This is a genomic window from Arcobacter peruensis, from assembly GCF_003711085.1.
Classification (GTDB): domain Bacteria; phylum Campylobacterota; class Campylobacteria; order Campylobacterales; family Arcobacteraceae; genus Poseidonibacter; species Poseidonibacter parvus.
The window spans coordinates 122052-146792 of sequence record NZ_CP032363.1; the positions used below are offsets into that span (position 1 = coordinate 122052).

Below are 24741 nucleotides of genomic sequence, written 5' to 3' on the forward strand. Positions count from 1 at the left end.
ATCCTAATTTATTAGGATTCAGAACTACATAAAATATTACTTTTATATATAAATCTTGAACTTTTACCTAACTTTTACATTCTACTTTGTATAATTTAAAAAAACTACTGGAAAACAAATGACTTTTATAGATTTTAAAAAATTACTTTTGGACGCAGAACTTACAATTCCTAAATTTACAGCATTAATTAAAGTTAGTGAAAAAAATATTCAAGCTTATAAAAAGAAGAAAGAAGTTCCTAATGCAATTGCATCTATCGCTGCTTGTTTTGCCTATATGAACAAAGAAGGAATTGACTATAAAACATTAATTAATGATTTAGAATTAGTCAAAAAAGAAAAAAAAGGCGCAGGATTCTCAAAAGATAAGTCCTTAGAAAAAATATCTAAAAGTAAATAAAATATTTTATTAACTTTTTTTTGATATACTTCGCAAAAATTAACTTTTGGAAGTATTATGACACTTAATAATAACAGTAAAAAATTTCTAGCAATTGCCTCTTTTATGATGGCTCTTTCAATTGCTCTTGGTGCTTTTGGTGCACATGGACTTAAATCAATAGTAACAGACTCAATGTTAAAAATATACAATACTGGAATACAGTATCAATTTTATAATACTCTTGGTCTTTTTATAGTGGCTTTTTTAATTAATTTTAAACCTGATTCAAAAAAATTAAGACTAAGTGCATGGCTTATAATTATTGGAATGATAATATTTTCTTTTTCATTATACGCTTTGGTTGTTTTAAATTTACCAATACTTGGAGCTATCACTCCAATTGGTGGAACTTTATTAATTATTGCTTGGTTAGTAGTAACTTATAGCTTATTAAAGGAATAATTAAATGACTACAATGCAAAAAATTGAAGAAGTTAGAGATTCAAAGTGGTTTTCTAATTTAACAACTTTCATTATTATTGCTTACGCTTGTATTTTAGGTTTTAAGACTTTAGACGAAGTTGAGACTAATTATAATTTATTTTTAAAAGTTGCTGATTATTTTGTAACTATATATTTTGTTTTTGAATTAGCAATTAAAATGGTTGCTGAGAAAAAGTTTGCAAACTTTTTTAAATCAGGTTGGAATATTTTTGATTTTGTTATTGTTGTAATTACTCTTTTACCTTTAGAGTCATCAAGTTTCGCTGCAATTGCAAGACTTATGAGAGTATTTAGAATCTTAAGATTATTCACTGCACGTCCAGAATTAAAAGCAATTATTGATATGCTTATTAAAGCAATTCCTTCTATTATTGATATTGTAATTTTATTATTTATAATCTTCTATATTTATGCAATTATTGGAAGTTTTTTCTTTGTAGACTTGCCTTCAGGACTTTGGAAAGATTTCTTAATTTCAATGCTTACATTATTTAGAGTTCTAACTTTTGAAGATTGGACAGATGTAATGTATGAGGCTATGGAAGTTTATCCATGGGCTTGGGTTTATTTTGTTTCTTTTGTAATTATTGCAGCTTTTGTATTTTTCAATTTATTTGTTGCTGTTATTATTGGTGAAATGCAAAAACTTCAAGAAGAAGAGATGAAAAAAGAGATTCATGAAGATAGTTTAAAATTAGATATACTGCTTGAAGAAATAAAATCTTTAAGAACAGAAGTTCAAGAATTAAAAGAGAAAGATAAATGAAAACATTTACAATATTAGGAGCAGGGTGGTTAGGTCTTCCACTTGCTTGTGAATTAAAAAAAAACTACAATGTAAAAGTATCAATTAAAGATGAAAAAAATAGACAAAAGTTTCAAGAGCTAGGTTTAGATGTTTTTTTATTAAATGAGCAAAATTTGAGTTTTTTAGATAAATTATTACAAACTGATTATCTATTTATAAATTTTCCACCTTCAAAGTTTGAAGATTATTCATCATTCTTAGAAAAAATTTATTCTCATAATAAAATAAAAGATATAAAAAAGATTATATTTGTAAGCTCTACATCTATTTATGCAAGTGAAGATGGAATTTATAAAGAAGATTCAAAATTATCAAATGAAAAGTCCCCTAAAGTTTATGAATCTGAACTTTTAATAAAAGATAAAACTGATGTCATTTTTAGATGCTCTGGACTTATGGGTTATAACAGAGTTGCAGGTAAGCGTTCTTCTTCAAAAATAGTAAATGATAAGGATATAAAAATAAATTACATACATAGAGATGATGTAATTAGTGCAACTTATTTTGTAATCAATAATAATATAAATGGAATTTTTAATTTGTGTTCAAAAGAACATCCAACAAAAGAAGAAATATACTTACATAATGCACAGAAACATGGATTTAAAGAATCGATTTTCAAGAATGAAAAAGGTATTAAAAATAGAATTATAGATGGAAGTAAAATTTCAAGTTTAGGATTTGAATATAAATATCCAAACCCCTTTGAGTATTAACACTAATAATTTAAAATTTTAGTTTGTATTAAAAGCTCGGTCACCTGCATCTCCAAGACCTGGTCTTATATAGTTGTTTTCATCTAATCTTTCATCAATTTGAGCTATGAAAATATCTACATCAGGGTGTGCTTCTTGTACTTTCTGAACTCCAAAAGGTGAACCTAAAACATTTAGACAAATAATTCTTTTAGGATTTTTAGTTTTTAAATAATCAATTCCATCAATTAAAGAACCTCCGGTTGCAATCATAGGGTCTAGTAGTAAAACAGTTCTTCCTTCTAAACTAGGAATATTTTCATAAAAAAGTTTACTTAAAGATGTTTCTTCATCTCTTTTCATTGCTAAAAAACCACTTTTTGCATAAGGAAGAGTTTTTAAAATACCTGTAAGCATTGGTTCACCTGCTCTTAAAATAGGAACAAGTACTAATTTTTGTACTTCAATCATTTCTACATCTAAAGAACCTTGCCATGTATTAATATTTTGGCTTACTGTTTCAAAGTCATTTAGTGCCTCGCAGGCTACTACTCTTGATATTTCTTCAATAGTTAGTCTAAACTCATTTGATGTTGTTCTTACATCTCTTAATCTATTTACAAGATGTTTTACAACAACATTTGTACTTTCTTTATACATTTTAATTCCTATTATTGGTTTATAAGTTTAAAAATTACTTTAATTTTAAAGCTTATATATTACTAAAAAATTACTTATAAATTATACATTAATTTAATTTTAATTAACTGATATTTCGATATGATACAAAATATCAAAACACAAGAGGTAATATGAAACCCACAGATTACAATTTTAGAGCAAAAGACTCTATTTTAGGTTTACAATTTTTATTTGTAGCTTTTGGTGCACTTGTTTTAGTGCCAATTTTAACAGGACTTGATCCAAGTGTTGCACTTTTTACAGCAGGAATTGGAACTTTAGTTTTCCAATTTGTAAATAGAGGTGCGGTACCTCCAATATTTTTAGCTTCTTCATTTGCTTTTATAGCTCCAATTTCTTATGGTGTTCAAACATGGGGAATTGCAGCAACTATGTCTGGGCTTGTAGCTGCTGGGTTATTGTATGTAGTTTTAAGTATGCTTATTAGATTAAAAGGAGATAATTTTATTCACAAATTATTACCAGCAGTTGTAGTTGGACCTGTTATTATGTCAATTGGTTTAATTCTTTCACCTGTTGCAGTTAATTTGGCAATGGGAAAAACAGGTGATGGGTCAATTGTGTTAGTACCGTTTGAAACTGCAATTGTTATCTCAATGATAGCCTTACTTGTAACTGTGTTTTTCTCTTTATTAGGTAAGGGAATGTTTAAGTTAATTCCTATATTAGCTGGTATTATAATTGGATATATTCTTGCTTTAATTTATGGAATAGTTGACTTTACATCAGTTGGTCAAGCTGCTTGGTTCAGTATTCCTAATTTTACTACACCTGAATTTAACTGGCAAGCAATAATTTTTATTTTGCCAATTGCAATTGCCCCTGCAATTGAACATATTGGTGATATGTTAGCAATTTCAAATGTTACTAAAGAAGATTATTTAAAAAAGCCAGGTTTAAAAAATACATTATTAGGTGATGGTCTTGCTACTTCAGTAGCTGCTTTATTTGGTGGTCCTCCTAATACTACTTATTCTGAAGTAACAGGTGCTGTTACTATTACAAAAGCATATAATCCTGCAATTATGACTTGGGCTGCAATTTTTGCAATTGCCTTAGCTTTTGTAGGAAAAATTGGTGCTTTATTATCAACAATTCCAACTCCTGTAATGGGTGGAATTATGTTATTGTTATTTGGTATTATCGCAACTTTAGGTATAGCAACACTTATCAAAGCAAATACTGATTTTACTTGTCCTAGAAATATGATTATTGTTTCTATGATTTTAGTATTTTCAATTGGTGGAATGACATTTAACTTTGGTGGAGTACCTTTTTCTGGAATTGGACTTGGTGCAATTGTTGGAATTTTATTAAATCTAATACTACCACAAGCTGTAAAAGAATAAAACTTCAATTATTAACTAGCTAAAATTCTTATTTTAGCTAGCTTCATTTTGTTATTTAAAATTTATCTGTTATAATTTTTAATGAGTAAATTAACAATTAAAATAAAACTAATTTTATTATTTATAATAATTAAAATACTTCCTTTATTAGTGATGACTTACATTTCTTATATAAGTATTAAAAATTTAAATGAATATATGAATAAGAGCACTACTTATTTATCTAATAAAAGTAAAGAGATTATCCTTAATACTGCAAATGAATCTATTAACGATAGTATTACTAATTTAAATAAAAAATCTCAAGAATCACTTGAAAGACTTACTTTAGAAATTGCAAATAGAGTATCAGAATTTTTAAAACAAAGAGATTCTGATATTTTATTTTTATCAAAACTTGATATTACAGATAAGACATTAAAAGAATTTTATAATAGCAAAGAAAAAGAAATAGTAGTTCATGATAAGTATAATTATAATGATAAAAAACAAAAATGGTATATAGATAATAAAATACCTAATAATAATTTTACTCCTAAAATATTAAGTGATAATAAAACAGATTTTAACTACAACCCGGAATCTTTAGTAAAAACAAAATTAATACCTATTTATAAAGAAATATCTTTTTTCAATTTAGAAGGAATTGAAATTAATAAAGTTTCATCATTAAATCAAAAAAAATTAGATGTCTCATTAAAAGAAAATACTTATATAAATTCAGAAAATTACTTTAAAAAAATACAATATTTAGAAGAAGGTGAGATATTTGTTTCTGATGTTATTGGTGAATATATAGGTTCAAAAATAATAGGTACATTTACAAAAGAAAAAGCTAAAAAAGCCAATATAGAATTTGATGCAAAAAGTAGTGCATATTCAGGATTAGAGAATCCAAATGGAAAAAGATTTGAAGGTATAGTACGATTTATTACACCTGTATTTAAAAACGAGATTAAAATTGGTTATTTGTCAATGGCTTTAAATCATAGGCATATAATGGAATATACTGATAATTTAAATCCTATTGGTATTTATTCAAAATCGCAAATTATAAATGCAGGAGAAGGTAATTATGCTTTTATGTGGGATTATTTAGGCCGTAATATCTCTCATCCAAGGGATTATTTTATATCTGGGTTTAATAAGAAAACTGGAAAACGTATTGCCCCTTGGATTAGTAAGGATTTAAAAGATGATTTTTTAAAATCAGGTAAAAAAGATTTAAATGATTTTTTATTAACTTATCCTGTTTTCAAAGAGCAATCCTTATCAAAAAAACCAAATATTAAACAGCTTTTAGAAAAAGGTGAAGTTTCATTAGATTGTAGATATTTAAATTTTGCACCACAATGTAATGGTTGGATGGAACTTACAAAAGATGGAGGACATGGTTCTTTCATAATTTTTTGGAGTGGAGTATGGAAGTTAGTAACTGCTGCTCCAATTTCATATAAAACAGGTAAGTTTAAAGATTCTAAAAGAGGTTTTGGTTTTGTAACAATTGGTGCTAATGTTGATGAATTCCATTTTGCTGCAAATAAGACTAGAGAAAATATAAAAAAGATTTTGAAAACTCAAAATAATATTGTAAAAGAAATAGTCGATGATAATAAATATGAAATTAGTAGTTATATTAAAAATATAATTAAAGAATTAACTTTTATTAGTTTAATAATGATTGCAATAGTTATTGTAATTGCTATATTGATGTCAGATTATATTTCTTCAAAGATTGAAAACCTTCTTATTGGAACAAAAAAGTTTGCAAACAACGAGTTTGATTATCGAATCAATAATGAAAGTAATGATGAAATTGGTAATTTGGAAAAATCATTTAATGAAATGGCTTCTAAAATTAGTAAACTAATAAGTGAACAAACTCAATTAAATGAACATTTAGAAGAAAGTGTTAAAGAGAAGACAAAAGAATTAATAGAGATTAATGAAGATTTAGAAATTAGAATATCAAAAGTTGTTGCAAAAAATAGACAAAAAGATGCACAGTTAGTTCAAAATAATAAAATGGCAGCAATTGGAGAAATGATTTCTATGATTATTCATCAATGGAAACAACCTTTAAATGCTATAAGTATGATTAACTCTTCAGCTGAGTTAAGATTATTAATTGGTGAGAACACAGAAGAAGAATTAAAAAAAGATAATATTGCTATTAAAAAACAAATCGAATTAATGTCTACTACAATGGAAGATTTTAGAAACTTTTTTAAGAACAATGTTAAAAATGAATATAAAGTTTCATCAATGATAAAAAAATCAATTAATTTAATTGAAAAGATTTATAATTATCAAGGAATATTTATAAAACTAGAAATGCAAGATAGTTTTAAAGAAGAACTTACATTAGGTTATGAAAATGAAATTATGCAGGTAATTATCAATGTAATAAATAATTCAAGAGATGCAATACTTATGAATGATTGTGATATAAAAAGAATTGAGATAAGTTGTAAAGAAGAAAATGATGAACTAATTATTAGTATTCTTGACTTTGCAGGTGGAATAAGCGATGAAATTAAAGATAAAATTTTTGAAGCTTATTTTACAACAAAAGAGAAAGAAGATGGTACAGGCTTAGGATTATATATGGCTAAAACTATTCTTGAAAAAGTTAATGGTACAATTACACTTAATAACAAAGATACATTAATAGATGATATTTCATATAGAGGTGTAAACTTTATAATAAAATTAAAAAAGGAAACAAATGGCTAAATCAAAAGAACATCAGTTTGATATCTCGGCAAAATTAGATATGCAAGAGATGAAAAATGCAGTAATACAAGCACAAAAAGAAGTAGATAACAGATATGATTTCAAGGGTATTACAAAAGAAATAGATTTAAATCAAGGTGCTAAGACTTTAACTTTAACAAGTGCAAGTGATAATAAAATTGATGCAATGAAAGATATTTTAATTTCAAAGATGAATAAAAGAGATATTTCTATTAATTCACTAGAAGAGTTAAAAACAGAAGATTCAAGTGGTGGAAATAGAAAATTCACTTATAAAATTATTGACAGTATTGAAAAAGATGAAGCAAAAACAATTCAAACAGAAATCAAATCTTTAAAATTAAAAGTAACAGCTGTAAATCAAGGTGATGAGATTAGAGTTAGTGGTAAAAATATTGATGATTTACAAAATGTAATGAAGCATTTAAAATCACTAGAACTAAAAGCTCCATTAGTATTTGATAACTTTAGATAATACTTTTTTAAATATACTTCATTAACTTGAAGTATATTTATTCTATACACACTTCATAAACAAAATTACTATATAATCATATCATTAAAAATTAGGAATGATTATGAGAGTTTTATTATTAGAAGATGACAATTTATTAAGTGATTTACTTAATGACCATTTAATTGATAAAGGTTATGACGTAACTTTATGTCTAAATGGACAAGATGCTTTAGAATATTTAATTGATGAAAAGTTCGATTTTGCACTTTTAGATATTAATACTCCTATTATGTCTGGACTTGAAGTTCTTAAAACAATTAGAGAAGAGTATAAAATTAAAATACCTGTAATAATTTTAACAGCTTATCAAGATACAAAACATTTAAAAGACTCTTTTGAAAATGGTGTTGATGATTATATAAAAAAGCCTTTTGATTTAGAAGAATTAGATCAAAGAATTTTAAGATTATGTAGACAGTTCTCAATTGAACAAAATGACAATATTGTAATAACTCCAACAATCTCTTTTGACCCTGATTCTTGTAGAATTACTTTAGAAGATAAGAGTGTAAGTATTGCTCAAAAAGAAAGAGATATTTTAAAATACTTTTGTACTCATAAAAAAAGAGTAATCTCAAGTGATGAGTTATTGCAAAATATTTGGGCTTATGAAGAGATGCCAACAGATGCAACTATAAGAGTATATATCAAAAACTTAAGAGAAATTATTGGAAAAGAGAAGATTACTACAATTAGAGGAATAGGATATAAATTTGAATAAGAATGAAAAAAAAGCTCTAGTTAGTTTTCTATCTATTTATGTAGGTTCTACGGTTTTACTTCTATCTGTATTACTTTATATATATTATAATGATGAGTTAAAATCAGTTTCAGATTCATGTAGTATGGAAATGAGTAGTGCTTCTATGCAAATTGAAGCAGATATCTTAAACTCTTATATGAAACATAAAGAGTATGTACCTAAAAAATTAGAAAATAAAGATATAAATTACGCTTTATATGATAAAGACCAAAAAGTAATATTCTCATACTTAAAAGACCCTGACGCTGTTGATTTTTCAAGAAACATGTATGAAAGTTCTGCTTTTGAATTTTACATAACAAAATTAAATGAAGAAACAATTCCTATTAAATATATTGCTATTGAAACTTGTATTGGAATTGATAATCGAAATAGTTTAAAAATTTATGTTGTTGTAAAATTAATTTTAAGTGGTATTTTTATTGGTTTAATTGGGTTTTTACTTGCAAAGATTTTATTAAAACCAGTAAGAGAAAAAATTGAACATATGGATAAGTTTATTAAAGATTCAGCGCATGAATTAAATACACCTGTTACTGTATTAATGACATCAACATCAATGCTTAAAAAAGGTAAAAATTCTGAAAAAATGATGAGGTATATTTTAAGTAGCTCAAAGCAAATATCTCAGATTTATAATGATATTCATTTTTCAGCTTTTAATGAAATAAATGAAGATGTTTTTGAAGAGTTTAATTTAAAAGTTCTAGTTAAAGATAGTGTAGAATATTTTAATGATATTTCAATTACTAAAAAAATAGTAATAAATGATGATTTAGATGATTGTATTATTTTAATGGATAAAACAAAAACTCAAAAAATTGTGAATAATTTAATATCAAATGCTATAAAATATAGCCATAATAATTCAATTGTTAATGTATGCATTAAAAACAATACTCTAAGTGTAGAAGATTTTGGCATTGGAATTAGTGAAGTAGAACAAAAAGAAATATTTAAAAGATATAAAAGAGGTACAAATATTGAAGGTGGTTTTGGAATAGGCCTAGATATTGTAAAAAGAATAAGTGATGAATATGATTTAAAATTAGATTTAAAATCAGAACTTAAAGTTGGTTCAACTTTTTATGTAGATTTTTCATCAATTATTAATGGTTCAAAATGTGATTTAGAAAGTAAAAATAAGATATGAAAAATATTATAAAAGATTTTAAAACAAATAATTTAAAAGATACAAGGTTTGTACATCCTGTTAAGATTACATATAGTCTAAATGGAAAACAAAAAGCATGGGAAGCAGTTAAAAGTTTTGATTCTGTTGCCGTTTTACTTTATCATGAAGAAAAAGATGCTTTTTTACTTGTAAAACAGTTTAGAGCTCCTGTATATTTAAATGATGAAAGTCATTTATGTACTTATGAACTTTGTGCTGGAATAATAGATAAAGATGTTTCACTAGAACAAATAGCAAAAGAAGAAATTGATGAAGAGTGTGGATATGATGTTCCTTTAGAAGCTATTGAGAAAGTGACTTCATTTTATACAAATGTAGGTGTTAGTGGATCTTGTCAAAATCTTTTTTATGCAAAGATTAATGAATCTATGAAAGTTCATGATGGTGGTGGTATAAATGATGAACAAATTGATTTAATGTTTTTACCAATTGAAGAAATTGATGAATTTATTTTTGATGAAAGTAAAGCTAAAACACCTGGTTTAATGTTTTCTTTTTATTGGTTTATGAAAAATAGGAGAATATAAGTATAAAATGAAGAGCTTAATATTTTTAATTTCTCTTTGCTATTTAAATTTAATTGCAGATGAAACAAAGTTGATAAAAGTTAATAATTCTTTTATTACTAAATTTGAGTATGGAGAAATGCTTTATAATAATCCAAGAGGAATAGGTTGTAATACTTGTCATGGTGATAATGCAAAAGGAAAAGAAATTGTATCTTTTAAACATGTTTATGATAAGAAAAAATATGATTGTGTTTTAACAGTTCCTAGTATTAAGGATGTAGAATATGATATGTTTTATAAAAAAGTTAATGCCAAAAAGAATCCAAAGAAAAAATTTTCAAAGGAAGAAGTTTGTGAAAAGTTAGTATATAAAGCAAATATTATGCCAACATATTTTCTAGTTGATGAAGAAATTGATGCTATATATTACTATGTTAAAAACTTAAAAAAGAAATAGCTTTATCTAGAAAAAGCTATTCCTAAACCTATCTTATGACTTTCTCTATCATAGTCAATTAAACTATTTCCATATCCTGAAAATATTTGTAAAAACCCATATGAATTTGGTGTTGATAAAAATTCAGGTAGAGGAAAAGTCCAGTTTAACTCTGCAGCTCCCTTATTTTGAGAATTTAATCTCATGTTATTTCTCAGCATTAACTCAAAATTATGTTTTTTATATGCATAAAGTAAATTTAAATCTCCATATCCATAATACTTATCAATATCTGGATTATCGTCATCTTCACTTTTTTCAGGAATTCTATACCAAATTCTAGGAATTACAAAAAGTTCAGATAGTTGTAAATAGCTCTCTAAGTATATTCTATTCCATGACCTTGAGTCTTCATCATTTCTTCCATTTGATTCATGCATTAATGCAATTTTTAAACCTTTTAATGTGCTACTTTTTTCATAGGGAAACTGAACAAATACTTCTGGTTTATAATTTGACTCTCTAAAAGGAGAAGAATTAGAACTTGTTTGCCAAAATGATTTTTGAGTATATGCTGCTGATATTGATTCGCTCAAATTAAAAAAGTCATATAAAATTGGTTTTTCTATACTAATTTGGAAGCTAGTTTCAAAAGCATCTCTATCTGAAGTTTTATTTAAATCATAAGTAGTAGGAAGTAAATAGTTTTTCTTATAAGGATATAGCCCAAAATCACCTGTTATCATTTGTTTTAAATTTGAGTTTGTTTCTTTATCATTTGTTTTGTCGATGTAGTTTTTATAAAAATCACTTTTCATTTTTGTAAAAGTCTGAACTTTATGTTCTTCATTATTAGACAAATCGATAATATATTTATCTTCTTTTGATATTTTAGCATCAGCAGCTTTTTTATATAAAAGCATAGCTTCTTTATAATTACCTTCTTTTTCATAACTTTGTGCTTTTGTGTAAATATTAGTAAAGTCATCAGCCGCATTTAATAAGATCAAATTAAATAAAAAAATCAAAATATATTTCATTAGTACTACCCTTAAAATTAAAAGCTTATTTTATACAATTTTTGTTTTAATATACTTTGTATAAAAGATATTTCATGGTATAATCGCCTAAAATTAATAAATAAAGGTTATAAAATGCAAGTTGCTCCTTCTATACTATCAGCAGACTTTGGAAAATTAAATGAAGAAATTAAAGCTATTTGTGACGGCGGTTGCGATTTAGTTCATGTTGATGTAATGGATGGTCATTTTGTTCCAAATATGACTTTAGGTCCAGTAGTTGTAAATCCTGTAGTAAAAGCTTCTACAAAACCCTTAGATGTACATTTAATGGTTGAAAATAATACATTCTTTGTTGAGCTTTTTGCACCTTTGAAACCTAAATATATTTCATTTCATATTGAAAGTGAAAAACATCCTCATAGACTTATTCAAAAAATCAGATCTTTAGGAATTAAACCTGCAATAGTTTTAAATCCTCATTCTACACCCGAGTCAATTGAATACCTTTTAGAAGATTTAGATATGGTTTTATTAATGTCAGTAAACCCAGGTTTTGGTGGACAAAAATTTATTACTAGTGTTGTTGAAAAAGCAAAAAAACTTAAAGAATTAATTAAAAAAAGAAACCCGAACTGTTTAATTGAAGTTGACGGTGGAGTAAATGATAAAAATATCCATGAATTAAAAGAAGCAGGAGTTGATGTAGTTGTAGCTGGTTCTTATGTATTCGGTAATGATGATTATTCAAAAGCTATTAAGAGTTTACAGGTTTAATTATGAAAGTTAAAATTTGTGGAATAACAAATCTTGAAGATGCACTTAATGCTATAAATGCAGGTGCTGATGCTTTAGGTTTTGTTTTTTATGATAAATCTCCTAGATATATTGAACCATTTCAAGCAAGAGCAATTGTTGAAAAACTTCCTCCTTTTGTACAAACAATAGGATTATTTGTAAATGAACCAAATATTTTTATAAATCAAGTGTGTATAAATGCAAAGATGCAATCAGCACAAGTCATTGATGATGATGCGTACACTGATTTTAATACTTTAGACACTAGATATATAAAAGTATTAAGAGCAAAATCTAAAGAAGATATCTTAAATACAAAAGATGAGTATGTATTAGTTGATGCTTTTGTTGATGGTTTTGGTGGTGAAGGGAAAAGACTTGCTTTAGAATGGTTTAAAGATATTGATTGTTCTAAAATGATTTTAGCTGGTGGTCTTAACGAAAATAACTTAAATGAATTAAAAGGTTATGGTTTTTATGGGGTTGATGTAAGCTCTGGTGTTGAGGCTTCAAAGGGAAAAAAAGATAAGCAAAAAATGATAAATTTTATAAAAGCAGTAAATGAAATCTAAAAAAAGAATAATTGTAAAACCTACTTTTAAAATATCCAATATTATTGAAAGATTACTAAAAGAGTCTATTGAATATGAAGAGTTTCTAACTCTTTTAGAAAAAGCAAGTGATACTTTTTTTGATACTCCTGAATTAGAATTTGAACTTTTATTATCAAATGGCTTGCCTTTAGAATTTGATAAAAATAAAATTTATTTAAAAACTAATAAGACTTCTATTAATGAACAATGTTTTTGTATTGTAGATATTGAAACAAATGGTTCATCTATAAAAAAAGGTAGCCAAATAATTGAAATTGGTGCTGTAAAATACAAAAATGGTGAAATAATTGATAATTTTCAATCCTTAGTTTATGCAAAAGATATTCCTTCTTATATCCAAGAAGTGACAAATATAACACCTTTAATGCTAGAAGATGCTCCAGTTTTAGAAGCAGTACTTAAAGAGTTTAAGCTTTTTTTAGAAGATGATGTTTTTGTTGCACATGATATTAAATTTGATTATAATTATATTTCAGACTCACTAGAAAAATATGATTTAGGAAAACTTCAAAATAGAAAACTTTGTAGTATTGATTTAGCAAAAAGAACTATTGATTCTCCTAGATATGGTCTAGGTTTTTTGAAAGAAGAATTAGATATCGAGCTTGAAAATCATCATAGAGCTTATGATGATGCACTAGCAACTACTCAAGTATTTGAAAAGTCATTAAAAAATATTTGTAAGGATAAAATTACAAATGTAGAAAAATTAATAAGCTTTTCTAAAAACTCAAAAACAATTGCATCAATTAAAGAAAAAATACAAAAGCAAAAGGAAGATTAATAATGTTTTCACAAGATGTATATATTAAAGCTTTAGAATATGCAGCACATGCTCATGCTGAACAAAAAACTCCCAAAAACCTACCTTATCTTGCACATGTAGTATCAGTAACAATGGAAGTAATACATGCTTGTGAAAAATCAAAAATGGATGAAGATAAAGCTAATTTAGCAATTTCGTGTGCTTTATTACATGATACTATAGAAGATACAAAAATTACTTATGATGATTTATATGTTGACTTTAGTGAAGCAATTGCAAATGGTGTTGAAGCACTTAGTAAAGATAAAAGTTTGCAATCAAAGCAAGAACAGATGAAAAAAAGTATTGAAATGCTTTTAGAACAACCTTATGAAGTTCAAATGGTAAAACTAGCAGACAGAATTACAAACCTATCAACTCCTCCAAAACATTGGGATAATGATAAAAAGAAAGCTTATTTAAAAGAAGCTAGTTTTATTCTTTCTTGTTTAAAAAACTCGAATATATATTTATCGGTACGATTAGAAGAAAAAATAGAAAACTACAAACAATATTGTAATTAGAAGATAAGATTTAAAGGAGGTAGTCTTTTGACTACTTCCTTTTTTTATGAAGCTTTAGAAGCTTCAGCTGCGTATTTAAGACCTAAATCAAAGGCTTTATTATTAATATCATGTACTTTTGCAGGTACTTTTGAAAGCATAGTTTTTCTTAACGTTTCGTTATCAACTGTTTCACCTGTAAAGTAGTTAGCCATTGCAAGTGCTAAAACAGATTGAGTAATTACATTACCAATCTCTTCTTTTGCAATAGTAATAATTGGAATTTCAACTATATTCCATCTTTTTTTATCTTCTTCTGTTGGTGTAACTAAATTTGGCTCAACAACAATAGTTGCTCCATCTCTTACACCATTTTTAAATTGGTCATAAGATATTTGAGCAACAGATAACATAAAGTCAATTTCACCATCATTTGCATAAGGGTATAAAATTTCATCATCTTGTAAAGTAATATCAACAACTGTTGGACCACCTCTTACTTGAGATGTATATGTTGCAGTTTTTAAACCATAACCACCATCGTTAATTTTTGCAGCTGCAAAAATAGAACCTGCTAGAAGTACACCTTGTCCACCAACACCTGTAAATCTCATTAATGTTTTAGCCATAATGTTCTCCTTAGAATTGAATCATAGTATTTGTTTTGTTAGCCTCTTTTACTTTTTCGTAAGACTCACAATATTCATCAGCAGTTTCATCATGTTTTAAAATTCCTAATGGGAATTTTCCAACTTGCTCTTCTGGTTCTAATTTCTCAAACTTAGCTTTTCCAACTGAAATAGATTTAATCCAATCTAAGTTAGCCATAGCAGTAGCCATTTTATTTTTTCTTCCTAAGTTAACGTGACAGTTAGAGAATACTTCAATAAATGAGAATCCTGTATGTTGGAAACCTTTAACTAAAATTCTTTCTAGTTTTTTAGGATCTAACATAGTTTCTCTAGCAACAAAAGATGCTCCTGCTGCTTCAACTAATTTACAAGCATCAAAAGTAGGGTCAATATTACCTTTACTCATAGTAACTGTCCACATTCCTTGAGGAGTTGTTGGAGAAGTTTGTGAGTTAGTTAATCCATAAATGAAGTTATTGATAATAATATAATTTAAATCAATATTTCTTCTTGATGCATGGATAGTATGGTTTCCACCAATTGCAAGACCATCACCATCACCACCAACAACAATAACTTTCTTTTCTGGATTAGCTAATTTAATTCCAGTAGCATAAGCTAGTGTTCTACCGTGAGTTGTGTGAACAGTGTTACAGTTGATGTATGAAGAAGTTCTTCCTGAACATCCAATACCAGAAACAACACAAACATCATCCATGTTCCAACCAGTTTTTTCAATAGCTCTAATGATAGATTTTAAAATAACTCCATCACCACATCCCCAACACCATAGTGTTGGCATCTTATCAGTTCTTAAATATTCGTCATAATTAAAAGCCATATTACATTCCCTTCACTTTTTCAATAATTTCTAGTGGAGATAGTGGTCTTCCGTTAACTTTGAATAATGTATCAAAATCAGATCTACCACTTGCTCTTTGTACTTCATCAGCAAATTGTCCCATATTTAACTCAGCAACTAATACTTTGTCAAATTTGTCACATAATTCTTTGATTCTTTTTTCTGGACTTGGCCAGATTGTTTTAGGTCTGAACATACCAACTTTGATACCTTCAGCTCTCATTCTGTTAATTGCTTCTGTTACACCTAATGAAACAGAACCATATGCAATAATCATAATGTCTGCATCATCTAACATATATTCTTCATTAGATTCTAATTCATCCATATGTGCATCAACTTTATTGAATAATCTTTTCATTAAAGCATCACAAACTTCAGCATCTTCAGTAGGATGTCCAGTTGGTCCATGATGTAATCCAGTAAAGTGGTATCTATAACCTTCAAACATTGGATTTAATACAGCTGGTTCATCAGCTTCAACACCATAAGGTTTATAATCTTTTTTATCACCAGTAAATTTCTTTCTTGGTATCTTTTCTTCTTGAATTGTTTCTAAATCAGGAATACTTGCTTTTCCACTCATGTGACCAATTGTTTCATCTAATAAAACGAATACTGGTTGCATAAATCTATCTGCTAAGTTAAATGCACGTGCAACTTCTGTATAACACTCATTTAAGTTACCTGGTACTAAAGTGATTGATTTAACATCACCATGAGTAGGGTTTTTAGCTTGTAATAAATCACCTTGTGCAACTCTTGTTGGTAAACCAGTTGATGGACCACCTCTCATTACATTGATAACAACTAAAGGTACTTCTGAAATATACCCTACACCTAAGTTTTCTGCTTTTAAAGAAATACCTGGTCCACTTGTTGCTGTTAACGATCTTTTTCCAGACATTGCTGCACCTAATGCCGCACAAATTCCTGAAATTTCATCTTCCATTTGGATACATGCATCCCCTCTAGCTGGTAATGCAGTTGATAATATATGCATTACTTCACTTGAAGGAGTAATAGGATATCCCGCAAAAAATTGAACGTCAGAATCTAACGCAGCCTTTGCTGCTAATTCATTACCTGTTGATATTAATTCTCTTGCCATTAATTCTCCTTAAGCCTCTAATTCTCTATAATTATTTTTAACAATTGCTTCTTTTCTTGTTTTTGCTTCTTCTGATAGTTTAGCAAATTTAAATTCTTTTTTATCTGCAACATAAATTGCAAAATCTGGACATGCTAATTCACAGTCTGTACAACCAATACATGAATCAGGATTTGCTACTTTTATTATTGAACCTAATGTTGAATGAACTTCTTGTCTCATAACTAGTACACCGGCTGGACAAACAGATACACATTTATCACATGCTTTACATCTAGCTTCATTAACCCAAACAGGTGTGTTTGCAGGAGCTTCCATATTAGACATAATTTCCCCTTAAAATTTTTATTAATCAATATTTGAATAAACTCAATTATTATGATTGAATAATAACCTATAATACATCTAAAGGATTAGTAAAACTTTCATTTTAGAAAGCTAATTTAGCTCTTGTTACATTTTGCTACACTAGTGCTATGTGTATATTTTTGATTGCTACGAAACTAAGATTAAGCTTAAGTGAAATATTGCTATTAATTATAAAGAAAATGATTGAAATTTATTTAAATCATATGTTGGTTAATCTTAGATATAATACCTAAAATGTAAAAAGGAATAAGTTTGGTTTTATATCAACCAATGAATGGTTATTGTTATAATAGTGATACACATTTTTTATATAATTTTGTCGTTAATAATATGAAAAAATTTAAAAATGTTAAAGGTGAAGTATTAGATATAGGTAGTGGTAGTGGGATACTAGGATTACTTGTTTCTAGAGAATACCAAAGTTTAAATTTGAATCAATGTGAAGTTCAAAAAACATTCCAATTCCTTTCATTAAAAAATGTACAAACAAATAAACAAAAAAGTAAACTATATGAAGGTTCTTTTTTGGACATACGATTTGATAAAAAGTTTGACATGTGTATTTCAAATCCACCTTTTTACCACTGTAATGTAATTAAGAGTGAAAATGAAAATATTAAAATTGCAAGGTATAATGATTCAATGCCTTTGGAAAGTTTTATACAAAAAAGTTCTTCTATTTTAAAGGATTCTGGAAAGCTTTTTTTCTGTTACGATGTGAAACAAATTAATGAGATAATCATTTTTTTAAACAAATATAAACTAAATTTAGAGGCTTTACAATTTGTTCATCCAAAGCAATCTAAAGATGCAACATTGATTTTAGTTTATGCAAGAAAGAATTCAAAATCTTTAACAAAAATATTAAGTCCACTTTTTGTATTTAAAGATAGTGAATTTACACAAGAGGTGAAAGATATTTATGATAAGTCCTCAACACATAGTATAAAGGTAGATAGTGAACAATTTAATTAAAAAAGATGGCTTTCCTTATGCTTTTGAGCCAAGTGCTTGCGACACTTGTGCTGGTAATTGCTGTATTGGAGAGAGTGGATATATTTGGATTAATGCACAAGAGATAAATACCTTGGCAACTCATCTTAATATATCACTTGAAGAGTTACGAAGTAAGTATTTAGAAAAAAAAGGTTATAAATACAGTATAAAAGAGGTAAAATTAGCAGAAGATAATTATGCATGTACTTTTTTTGATTTAGAAAAAAGACAATGTTCAATATATGAAGCTAGACCAATACAATGTCGTACTTTCCCATTTTGGGATTATTTTAAAGAAAATACACAAGAGGTTTATGAAGAGTGCCCAGCTATAAGAACTATTTAATTTTTACTACTTTTTTATTATGTATTAGTGGATGTGTTAATACTGCAAATACTGAAATTATAAAAAACAGTGAAATAAAAAAAACAGTTATACAAAATAAAACTAAGTCTTTTAATTTAGAAGACCCATATATAATGTATGCTTTAGAATATGAAAATCAAAAAGATTATATCTCTGCACGAGAAATATATTCAAAACTTTTTAAAAATACAAATAATTATGAGTATTTAGTTAAATATTTAAATTTATCGTTTGTACTTAAAGATTATAAAAATGTAAAAGAATATGCTTCTTTAAACTTAGTTGAAGATATAAAACAAGAAGAAATGATTTTAAAATTATATACATTATCATTATTAAAACTTAATGAGAAAGAACAGTGTATAAAATATGCAAAAAAGCTTACTAAAAAGTTTTATCATAAAAGCAATCATACTTTTTTAGCTAGTATATATCTAGATTTAAAAGAGTATGAAAAATCTGAAGAAGAGTTTAAAAAAGCTTATAAAATTGATAAGTCAGTGCATACTTTACAAACTATTACAAATATACAATATTACTTTACAAATCAAAAAGAAAAATCAAAAAATACTATGGAAAAGTATATAACTTCAAATTCATATCCTTTTTCTTTATCTTTACAATTATTATCTTTTTATGAAAAAGATAAAGAGAATGAGAAAATAATACCTTTATTAGAAAAAATGTATTCATATTACAAAAAAGAAAATAAAGAACCATCATTATCTAATACACAAAATTTATTATCAAGATATTTACTTCAAAAAGATAGTAAAAAAGCGATAAAATTTTTAGAAGAAAATGATAAAGAAAATCCAGCATTATTATCTTTATATAGAGATGCTAATGAAATAGAAAAAGCAAATAGATTATTAGACTTATTATATAAAAAAACTAATAATTTAGAATTTTTAGGACAAAAAGCTATTTTAGAATTTGAGATGGCAGAAAATAAAAAAGATGTTTTAAATTCCGTGATTTCTAAATTTGATAAAGTATTAGAGAAGATTTCAAATCCTGTTTATGAAAACTATTTAGCATATATCTTAATTGATTATGATTTAGATATAAGTAGAGGATTGATTTTAGTTAAAAAAGCATTAAGTAAAGATCCAAATAATCTAGCTTATATTGATACCCTTGCATGGGGTGAATATAAAATTAAAGATTGTGAAAATGCATATAAAAATATGAAAAATGTTATTGAAAATGCTAAATTTGAAGATGACGAAATAACTTTACATTGGGAAAAAATTAAGGAGTGTACTAAGTGATATTAGATGAAATTGTAGAAAGAACAAAACAAGATTTAGAGATTAGAAAAAAAGAGATAAGTTTAGATTTATTAGGAAGAACATTAGCTTCAAATCCTTTTGCACCAAGAGATGTAAAACCTTTTTTAACATCGACTTCAGAAGAACCTATTAGAATAATTGCTGAAGTTAAAAAAGCTAGTCCTTCAAAAGGTATTATAAAAGAAGATTTTAATCCTATGGAAATTGCACAAGCATATAGCAATAGTGGGGCAAATGCAATTTCAGTTTTAACTGAACCACATTATTTTCATGGTAATTTAGAATATTTAACTCAAATAAGAAGATATGTACCAACTCCTCTTTTAAGAAAAGATTTTATTGTTGATAAATATCAAATTGTTGAAGCTTTAGTTTATGGAGCTGATTTTATTTTACTTATTGCAAAATCTTTAGCTACAAAAGAGTTAAAAGAATTATATGAATATGCACTTCATCTTGGACTTGAAGTATTAGTTGAAATTCATGATAAAGAAGACTTAACAAAAGCTATTAAATGTGGAGCTAGTATTATTGGTATTAATCATAGAAACCTTGATACTATGCAAATGGATATGACTATGTGTGACCAATTAATTCCAATGATTCCAAATGGGAAAATTATTGTTGCTGAATCTGGTCTTTCTAATGTTGAAACAATTCAAAGATTATCAAAAATTGGTGCTGATGCATTTTTAATTGGCGAGCATTTTATGAGACAATCATCTATTGAAGATGAAGTAACAAAGTTCAAAAACGCACTTAACTAGCAATATATGGATTGTCCTTAGGTATTTTTTTAGTTATAGTAGAACTAATAAATAAAAAGGACTTTTCATGACTTTCAAAAATAAACAATTATGTAAAATTAGAACTATAACTACTTTTTTAAGTCTAAACAAAAATAAAAACTCATGGGAAGATGAACTTCTTAAAGCTTGTGATTTTTGTGAAGATTTAAGTGAAAAATTCATAAAAGAAGACTACGAAGTACAATCAATAAGAATTGTAACTAATGCTTTTGGAGAGTATTTAGATACATCATCTATAAAAAGTGCTAAAAAAGATTTAGAATTTATTTCAAATATCTTAGATAAAAGTACTACAAGTTTACGTATTAGATTTGCAATTGGTGAAGCTAAAACAAATCAAGAAATATCTTTACTTCCTGAATTAATATTAGCTTTTGGTGATTTAGCAAATGCTTGTGTAAATGTATCTTTAGATGAAAATGAAGTGCTAGATAATGAACTTATAACTCAATCTGTAAAAGCAGTAAAAAAAATATCAGAAATCACACCAAGAGGAGAGGGGAACTTTAACTTTACAGTTAATTTTAACTGTAAACCTTTTATCCCTTATTTTCCTGCTTCTTATCATGAAAGCCAGCTAGAAAATGCATATGTATTAGGTTTAGAAACTCCTGATTTATTAGTTGAAGTCTTAAAAGAATTTAATGATAAAAATCCTAAGTTATCACATAATGTTGCAATGGCTTCATATTTTAAAATATTAAAAGAAGCTCTTTCTTATCATTGTAGTAATATTAAAGATATATTAGATAAGTTTGAAGAAAAAATCGGAAATCAATCCTCTTTTATCTTTAAAGGAATTGATTCCTCAGCAGCTCCTTCTAAAAATTGCTCATCAATGGTAGAAGTGTATAAACAAATGGGATTAGATTGCTTTGGAAGAAGTGGTACTATTGAAATATCTTCATTATTAACAAAAATATTTAAAAGTGTTAAAGAATTACCTCTAGTTGGTTTTTCAGGTCTTATGTTAGCAGTTGTTGAAGATAAAGGTTTAGCACAAGGAACTATTGATAAAGATTTTGACATAAGAACACTTTTAACAAATAGTGCAATTTGTGGAATTGGTTTAGATACTGTCCCAATTGAAGGAAATACTCCTAATAAAAAAATTGAGCAAATAATGAGGGATACGGGGACAATGGCATTTAGATTAAACAAGCCATTAACTGTCCGATTATTTCCTGTTCCTAATTTAAAAAAAGATGATATCACTTCTTTTGAAAGTGACGATTTATGTAATAGTGCAGTTCTATCTTTACCATAAAGTAAATGTCTATTAAACTCAAAGTACATAAATAATATACTATCTTAAATAAATCATAATAGGAGAATTAAGATGCCATTGATAAATGTAAAAATGACACATGAAGATGGAGGTGCTAGTAAAGAGCAAAAAGAAGCTTTAAGTAAAGGCATTACAGAACTGTTTGCTTCTATTTTTAATGGTCGTGGAGCTTCTAGTGCTGTTGTTATAATTGAAGAAATAAATACTGATAATTATGCAATAGGTGGGAAAACAGTTAGTAATATTAGAGAAGAATCAAAGTAATTTACTTTTTATAAATAAGGACGTATAAATGAAAGAATTGTTAGCAGTATTAAAAGATTGTGGCTACGATGCACATTTTGTTGAGAATAAAGAAGAAGCTCTTTCTTTGAGTAAAACTTTTATAAAAGAGGGTATGAGTGTAGGATTAGGTGGTTCAACTACAGTTGATGAAATTGGATTATTGGATTTTTTAGTTAAAAAAGATGATATCACACTATTTAATCAATATCAAAAAGGTATTACTATGGATGAGAATATTCATAGAAGAAGAGCTGGGATACTAACTGATATTTATGTAACAGGAACAAATGCTTTAACACGTGATGGTAAACTTGTAAATGCTGATGGAAGCGGAAATAGAGTGGCAGCCTTAATATTTGGTCCTAAAAAAGTTTTAGTAGTAATTGGAATAAACAAAATAGTTGATAATGTAGAAGATGGTTTTAAAAGATTAATGGAAGTTAGTGCTATTAAAAATATTGATAGAATGAATTCAAAAGCTATTGAAATGGGAAAAGTACCAAGACATAACTTAGATAATATTGCTAATAAATTTACATATATAAAAGCTGATGAAAAAGATAGAATTGTTTTGATTATAGTAAATGAGGAACTTGGATATTAACAGATATAAATATATCTGTTAAATAATTAGTCTTTAAATAAAGTAGATCCTACTCTAATCATATTTGAGCCACATGCAATTGCAAGCTCATAATCTGAACTCATACCCATTGAACAATAAACTGCTCCTAAAGGGCTTAATTCATCATATATCTTCTTAGTAGTTTTAAAAGATTCTTTTATAATTTTTTCATCTTCTACGTGTGCACCAATACTCATAACACCTTTTAGTCTTAAATTTGGACAAGTAGCAAGTATTTGTTTATAAACTTCAATTGCATCTTCTGGCATTACACCTGATTTTGTATCTTCACGTGCAGAGTTAATTTGTAAAAGAATACTCATTTTTTTATTTTTAGCTTCAAGCTTTTTATTTAGTTCTTGTGCTAACTCTATTGAATCTATTGATTGAACTAAAGTAGGTCTTAAATCAATTAAATTATTGATTTTATTTTTTTGTAATGTTCCTACAAAGTGCCATTCAATTGGTAGTTCTTCTAAAGCTTCGCTTTTACTTTTTAAATCTTGAACTTTATTTTCACCAAAGGCTCTTTGACCTACATTATATAAAGTTTCAACATCTTTTGTTTCTGAATATTTACTAATACCAATAATTTTTACAATATGATGCTCAGATATTTTAAGTCTAGCACCTTCTACTCTTGTAATAATATCGTCTAAATTTTGTGTTGCAGTAATTTTAGTCATTTAAAAAAATCCTATTTATATCATTATAAATCCCAAGTAGCATTAAACTACCTAGTATCACCCATCCTGTAATTGTAAGTATCATAAATACTTTATCACTTGGTTTTCTTTTTGTTAGTAATTCATATAAGTTAAACATAATATGTCCACCATCAAGTGCTGGAATTGGAAGAAGGTTTAATACACCAAGATTTACAGAAATTAATGCTGTAATTGTAAGTAATGCAATAATACTTGACTCACTTGCATCAGAGATTACTTTTCCAATTGTAATAACTCCACCAACTTCACTACTTGGAATAATTCCTTGAATTAATTTTTGAACACCTTGAAAAATCATAGTTGAGGCAAATATAGTTTTTTCATATGCAAAAACTAGTGATTCCCCAAATGATAAATCAAGTTGAACTATTTTTCCAGAAGGTGAAATACCTATCATTCTTTTTTTGATATCTTCTTTGAACATATTTTGCGCATCTGAAATATGAGGACTAATTGTTTTTGCAATTAGTTTTCCATCTCTTTTTATGTAAAATTTTAAGGCACCTTGCGTATTTACAATTATTTCACCTATTTCATTCCATGTTGTAATTTCAGTATTATTAATTCTGATAATTTCATCATTTTTTAAAATCCCTGCTTTAAAAGCTGGAGAATTTTCTTGAACTGTTCCAATTGATGGAGCTAAAGCAGAAGCACCAATTATTGCAATAGAAAAGTATAAAATTGCAGCTAAAAGAAAGTTTGCAAAAGGTCCTGCAAAAAGTATAGCAATTCTTTGAAGCGGTGATTTTGTATTGTATGAATCATCTCCTTCTTCTTTTAAAGCTGGATTTGAATCATCTTGACCTTTCATTTTTACATATCCACCTAGTGGAATTAATGAAAACTGCCAAACAGTACCTTTCCATTCTTTTGCAAAAAGTTGCTTTCCAAAACCAATTGAGAAGACATGAACTTTTACTCCAAAGTAACGTGCTGCTAAAAAATGTCCTAATTCATGAAAGAAAACTAAAAATGAAAGAACTAGTAAAAATGTTATAGTACCCAAGAAAAACCT

At 26.9% G+C, this 24741-nt stretch carries 30 protein-coding genes; 22 read left to right on the forward strand and 8 right to left on the reverse strand.

Going from position 1 to position 24741, the window contains the following annotated elements; translation table 11 throughout:
• Positions 1-118: 118 nt before the first annotated feature.
• From D3Z07_RS00600 to D3Z07_RS00615, 4 genes are read left to right on the forward strand one after another with little or no spacing between them, the layout of a single operon-like run.
• Entirely contained in the window at positions 119-400 is a 282-nt protein-coding gene (locus D3Z07_RS00600) for a hypothetical protein (RefSeq protein WP_076087488.1), read from the forward strand.
• A 57-nt stretch (positions 401-457) separates the two neighbouring features.
• The gene (locus D3Z07_RS00605) at positions 458-844 is read left to right on the forward strand and encodes a DUF423 domain-containing protein (RefSeq protein WP_076087486.1); all 387 of its coding nucleotides are present in this window, start codon (positions 458-460) and stop codon (positions 842-844) included.
• A 4-nt stretch (positions 845-848) separates the two neighbouring features.
• Entirely contained in the window at positions 849-1652 is an 804-nt protein-coding gene (locus D3Z07_RS00610; RefSeq protein WP_076087484.1) for an ion transporter, read from the forward strand.
• Entirely contained in the window at positions 1649-2410 is a 762-nt protein-coding gene (locus D3Z07_RS00615; protein WP_076087481.1) for a Rossmann-fold NAD(P)-binding domain-containing protein, read from the forward strand. Before D3Z07_RS00610 ends, D3Z07_RS00615 begins: the two co-directional genes overlap by 4 nt.
• 18 nt (positions 2411-2428) lie before the next feature.
• Here D3Z07_RS00615 and upp read toward each other — a convergent pair whose 3' ends face one another.
• On the reverse strand, positions 2429-3049 hold the full coding sequence (gene upp / locus D3Z07_RS00620) for a uracil phosphoribosyltransferase (protein WP_076087479.1): 621 nt from the start codon (positions 3047-3049) through the stop codon (positions 2429-2431).
• Between the two features lie 152 nt (positions 3050-3201).
• On the opposite strand from upp, the gene D3Z07_RS00625 reads away from it, so the two are divergent.
• The 7 genes from D3Z07_RS00625 (at position 3202) to D3Z07_RS00655 (ending at position 10638) form a co-directional block, all read left to right on the forward strand.
• Positions 3202-4440 (forward strand): uracil-xanthine permease family protein, encoded by a 1239-nt coding sequence (locus D3Z07_RS00625; protein WP_076087477.1) that lies wholly within the window; start codon positions 3202-3204, stop codon positions 4438-4440.
• A gap of 198 nt (positions 4441-4638) precedes the next feature.
• A complete protein-coding gene (locus D3Z07_RS00630) occupies positions 4639-7176 on the forward strand; it encodes a sensor histidine kinase (RefSeq protein ID WP_228200558.1) in 2538 nt (845 codons plus the stop codon).
• Entirely contained in the window at positions 7169-7672 is a 504-nt protein-coding gene (locus D3Z07_RS00635; protein ID WP_076087473.1) for a YajQ family cyclic di-GMP-binding protein, read from the forward strand. Before D3Z07_RS00630 ends, D3Z07_RS00635 begins: the two co-directional genes overlap by 8 nt.
• A 103-nt stretch (positions 7673-7775) precedes the next feature.
• On the forward strand, positions 7776-8435 hold the full coding sequence (locus tag D3Z07_RS00640; protein WP_122892801.1) for a response regulator transcription factor: 660 nt from the start codon (positions 7776-7778) through the stop codon (positions 8433-8435).
• Positions 8428-9630, forward strand: a complete 1203-nt coding sequence (locus D3Z07_RS00645; RefSeq protein ID WP_122892802.1) for a sensor histidine kinase — start codon at positions 8428-8430, stop codon at positions 9628-9630. The genes D3Z07_RS00640 and D3Z07_RS00645 overlap by 8 nt, the downstream gene beginning before the upstream one ends.
• Positions 9627-10199 carry an NUDIX domain-containing protein gene (locus D3Z07_RS00650; protein WP_076087467.1) on the forward strand — a complete coding sequence of 191 codons (573 nt, stop codon included), beginning with the start codon at positions 9627-9629 and terminating at the stop codon, positions 10197-10199. The genes D3Z07_RS00645 and D3Z07_RS00650 overlap by 4 nt, the downstream gene beginning before the upstream one ends.
• Before the next feature lie 7 nt (positions 10200-10206).
• Entirely contained in the window at positions 10207-10638 is a 432-nt protein-coding gene (locus D3Z07_RS00655) for a c-type cytochrome (protein ID WP_076087465.1), read from the forward strand.
• A gap of 2 nt (positions 10639-10640) precedes the next feature.
• Here D3Z07_RS00655 and D3Z07_RS00660 read toward each other — a convergent pair whose 3' ends face one another.
• Positions 10641-11657: a phospholipase A gene (locus D3Z07_RS00660; protein ID WP_076087462.1), complete on the reverse strand. Its 1017-nt coding sequence runs from the start codon at positions 11655-11657 to the stop codon at positions 10641-10643.
• A 114-nt stretch (positions 11658-11771) separates the two neighbouring features.
• Between D3Z07_RS00660 and rpe the strand changes: the two genes are divergently transcribed.
• From rpe to D3Z07_RS00680, 4 genes are read left to right on the forward strand one after another with little or no spacing between them, the layout of a single operon-like run.
• Positions 11772-12413 carry a ribulose-phosphate 3-epimerase gene (gene rpe, locus D3Z07_RS00665; protein WP_122892803.1) on the forward strand — a complete coding sequence of 214 codons (642 nt, stop codon included), beginning with the start codon at positions 11772-11774 and terminating at the stop codon, positions 12411-12413.
• A gap of 2 nt (positions 12414-12415) precedes the next feature.
• Positions 12416-13006 carry a phosphoribosylanthranilate isomerase gene (locus D3Z07_RS00670; protein WP_122892804.1) on the forward strand — a complete coding sequence of 197 codons (591 nt, stop codon included), beginning with the start codon at positions 12416-12418 and terminating at the stop codon, positions 13004-13006.
• Positions 12996-13832: a 3'-5' exonuclease gene (locus tag D3Z07_RS00675; RefSeq protein WP_122892805.1), complete on the forward strand. Its 837-nt coding sequence runs from the start codon at positions 12996-12998 to the stop codon at positions 13830-13832. Before D3Z07_RS00670 ends, D3Z07_RS00675 begins: the two co-directional genes overlap by 11 nt.
• 2 nt (positions 13833-13834) lie before the next feature.
• Positions 13835-14377 (forward strand): HD domain-containing protein, encoded by a 543-nt coding sequence (locus D3Z07_RS00680; protein WP_122892806.1) that lies wholly within the window; start codon positions 13835-13837, stop codon positions 14375-14377.
• Positions 14378-14421: 44 nt separating this feature from the next.
• Here D3Z07_RS00680 and D3Z07_RS00685 read toward each other — a convergent pair whose 3' ends face one another.
• From D3Z07_RS00685 to D3Z07_RS00700, 4 genes are read right to left on the reverse strand one after another with little or no spacing between them, the layout of a single operon-like run.
• Complete coding sequence (locus tag D3Z07_RS00685; RefSeq protein WP_122892807.1) at positions 14422-14985, reverse strand: 2-oxoacid:acceptor oxidoreductase family protein; 564 nt, start codon at positions 14983-14985, stop codon at positions 14422-14424.
• 10 nt (positions 14986-14995) lie between these two features.
• Positions 14996-15829 carry a 2-oxoglutarate ferredoxin oxidoreductase subunit beta gene (locus D3Z07_RS00690; RefSeq protein ID WP_076087450.1) on the reverse strand — a complete coding sequence of 278 codons (834 nt, stop codon included), beginning with the start codon at positions 15827-15829 and terminating at the stop codon, positions 14996-14998.
• A gap of 1 nt (position 15830) precedes the next feature.
• Positions 15831-16961 carry a 2-oxoglutarate synthase subunit alpha gene (locus D3Z07_RS00695; RefSeq protein ID WP_076087448.1) on the reverse strand — a complete coding sequence of 377 codons (1131 nt, stop codon included), beginning with the start codon at positions 16959-16961 and terminating at the stop codon, positions 15831-15833.
• A 9-nt stretch (positions 16962-16970) separates the two neighbouring features.
• The gene (locus tag D3Z07_RS00700; RefSeq protein ID WP_076087446.1) at positions 16971-17288 is read right to left on the reverse strand and encodes a 4Fe-4S dicluster domain-containing protein; all 318 of its coding nucleotides are present in this window, start codon (positions 17286-17288) and stop codon (positions 16971-16973) included.
• 294 nt (positions 17289-17582) lie between these two features.
• On the opposite strand from D3Z07_RS00700, the gene D3Z07_RS00705 reads away from it, so the two are divergent.
• The 7 genes from D3Z07_RS00705 to D3Z07_RS00735 all read left to right on the forward strand — a co-directional run bounded on the left by D3Z07_RS00705 (position 17583) and on the right by D3Z07_RS00735 (position 22974).
• Positions 17583-18305, forward strand: coding sequence for a tRNA1(Val) (adenine(37)-N6)-methyltransferase (locus D3Z07_RS00705; protein WP_122892808.1), 723 nt, complete (start codon positions 17583-17585; stop codon positions 18303-18305).
• Entirely contained in the window at positions 18289-18672 is a 384-nt protein-coding gene (locus D3Z07_RS00710; protein WP_122894171.1) for a YkgJ family cysteine cluster protein, read from the forward strand. Before D3Z07_RS00705 ends, D3Z07_RS00710 begins: the two co-directional genes overlap by 17 nt.
• Positions 18648-19967 (forward strand): tetratricopeptide repeat protein, encoded by a 1320-nt coding sequence (locus D3Z07_RS00715; RefSeq protein ID WP_122892809.1) that lies wholly within the window; start codon positions 18648-18650, stop codon positions 19965-19967. Before D3Z07_RS00710 ends, D3Z07_RS00715 begins: the two co-directional genes overlap by 25 nt.
• Positions 19964-20755 carry an indole-3-glycerol phosphate synthase TrpC gene (gene trpC, locus D3Z07_RS00720; RefSeq protein ID WP_122892810.1) on the forward strand — a complete coding sequence of 264 codons (792 nt, stop codon included), beginning with the start codon at positions 19964-19966 and terminating at the stop codon, positions 20753-20755. Before D3Z07_RS00715 ends, trpC begins: the two co-directional genes overlap by 4 nt.
• Positions 20756-20822: 67 nt before the next feature.
• Entirely contained in the window at positions 20823-22064 is a 1242-nt protein-coding gene (locus D3Z07_RS00725) for a DUF711 family protein (protein ID WP_122892811.1), read from the forward strand.
• 72 nt (positions 22065-22136) lie between these two features.
• Positions 22137-22349 carry a tautomerase family protein gene (locus D3Z07_RS00730; RefSeq protein ID WP_076087432.1) on the forward strand — a complete coding sequence of 71 codons (213 nt, stop codon included), beginning with the start codon at positions 22137-22139 and terminating at the stop codon, positions 22347-22349.
• A gap of 28 nt (positions 22350-22377) precedes the next feature.
• Positions 22378-22974: a lactate utilization protein gene (locus tag D3Z07_RS00735; RefSeq protein WP_122892812.1), complete on the forward strand. Its 597-nt coding sequence runs from the start codon at positions 22378-22380 to the stop codon at positions 22972-22974.
• Between the two features lie 26 nt (positions 22975-23000).
• On the opposite strand, the gene D3Z07_RS00740 is transcribed toward D3Z07_RS00735, so the two are convergent.
• Positions 23001-23681: a YggS family pyridoxal phosphate-dependent enzyme gene (locus D3Z07_RS00740; protein ID WP_122892813.1), complete on the reverse strand. Its 681-nt coding sequence runs from the start codon at positions 23679-23681 to the stop codon at positions 23001-23003.
• Positions 23674-24732, reverse strand: coding sequence for a M50 family metallopeptidase (locus tag D3Z07_RS00745; protein ID WP_076087426.1), 1059 nt, complete (start codon positions 24730-24732; stop codon positions 23674-23676). Before D3Z07_RS00745 ends, D3Z07_RS00740 begins: the two co-directional genes overlap by 8 nt.
• Positions 24733-24741 lie beyond the last annotated feature (9 nt).

Coding starts and splice junctions, on each gene's coding strand:
- D3Z07_RS00685 (WP_122892807.1), bottom strand. CDS start 14,985: ATGGCTAAAACATTAATGAGATTTACAGGTGTTGGTGGACAAGGTGTA.
- D3Z07_RS00635 (WP_076087473.1), top strand. CDS start 7,169: ATGGCTAAATCAAAAGAACATCAGTTTGATATCTCGGCAAAATTAGAT.
- D3Z07_RS00730 (WP_076087432.1), top strand. CDS start 22,137: ATGCCATTGATAAATGTAAAAATGACACATGAAGATGGAGGTGCTAGT.
- D3Z07_RS00600 (WP_076087488.1), top strand. CDS start 119: ATGACTTTTATAGATTTTAAAAAATTACTTTTGGACGCAGAACTTACA.
- D3Z07_RS00660 (WP_076087462.1), bottom strand. CDS start 11,657: ATGAAATATATTTTGATTTTTTTATTTAATTTGATCTTATTAAATGCG.
- rpe (WP_122892803.1), top strand. CDS start 11,772: ATGCAAGTTGCTCCTTCTATACTATCAGCAGACTTTGGAAAATTAAAT.
- D3Z07_RS00735 (WP_122892812.1), top strand. CDS start 22,378: ATGAAAGAATTGTTAGCAGTATTAAAAGATTGTGGCTACGATGCACAT.
- D3Z07_RS00670 (WP_122892804.1), top strand. CDS start 12,416: ATGAAAGTTAAAATTTGTGGAATAACAAATCTTGAAGATGCACTTAAT.
- D3Z07_RS00680 (WP_122892806.1), top strand. CDS start 13,835: ATGTTTTCACAAGATGTATATATTAAAGCTTTAGAATATGCAGCACAT.
- D3Z07_RS00695 (WP_076087448.1), bottom strand. CDS start 16,961: ATGGCAAGAGAATTAATATCAACAGGTAATGAATTAGCAGCAAAGGCT.
- D3Z07_RS00700 (WP_076087446.1), bottom strand. CDS start 17,288: ATGTCTAATATGGAAGCTCCTGCAAACACACCTGTTTGGGTTAATGAA.
- D3Z07_RS00630 (WP_228200558.1), top strand. CDS start 4,639: ATGAATAAGAGCACTACTTATTTATCTAATAAAAGTAAAGAGATTATC.
- D3Z07_RS00625 (WP_076087477.1), top strand. CDS start 3,202: ATGAAACCCACAGATTACAATTTTAGAGCAAAAGACTCTATTTTAGGT.
- D3Z07_RS00610 (WP_076087484.1), top strand. CDS start 849: ATGACTACAATGCAAAAAATTGAAGAAGTTAGAGATTCAAAGTGGTTT.
- upp (WP_076087479.1), bottom strand. CDS start 3,049: ATGTATAAAGAAAGTACAAATGTTGTTGTAAAACATCTTGTAAATAGA.
- D3Z07_RS00650 (WP_076087467.1), top strand. CDS start 9,627: ATGAAAAATATTATAAAAGATTTTAAAACAAATAATTTAAAAGATACA.
- D3Z07_RS00615 (WP_076087481.1), top strand. CDS start 1,649: ATGAAAACATTTACAATATTAGGAGCAGGGTGGTTAGGTCTTCCACTT.
- D3Z07_RS00640 (WP_122892801.1), top strand. CDS start 7,776: ATGAGAGTTTTATTATTAGAAGATGACAATTTATTAAGTGATTTACTT.
- D3Z07_RS00740 (WP_122892813.1), bottom strand. CDS start 23,681: ATGACTAAAATTACTGCAACACAAAATTTAGACGATATTATTACAAGA.
- D3Z07_RS00655 (WP_076087465.1), top strand. CDS start 10,207: ATGAAGAGCTTAATATTTTTAATTTCTCTTTGCTATTTAAATTTAATT.
- D3Z07_RS00605 (WP_076087486.1), top strand. CDS start 458: ATGACACTTAATAATAACAGTAAAAAATTTCTAGCAATTGCCTCTTTT.
- D3Z07_RS00725 (WP_122892811.1), top strand. CDS start 20,823: ATGACTTTCAAAAATAAACAATTATGTAAAATTAGAACTATAACTACT.
- D3Z07_RS00675 (WP_122892805.1), top strand. CDS start 12,996: ATGAAATCTAAAAAAAGAATAATTGTAAAACCTACTTTTAAAATATCC.
- D3Z07_RS00690 (WP_076087450.1), bottom strand. CDS start 15,829: ATGGCTTTTAATTATGACGAATATTTAAGAACTGATAAGATGCCAACA.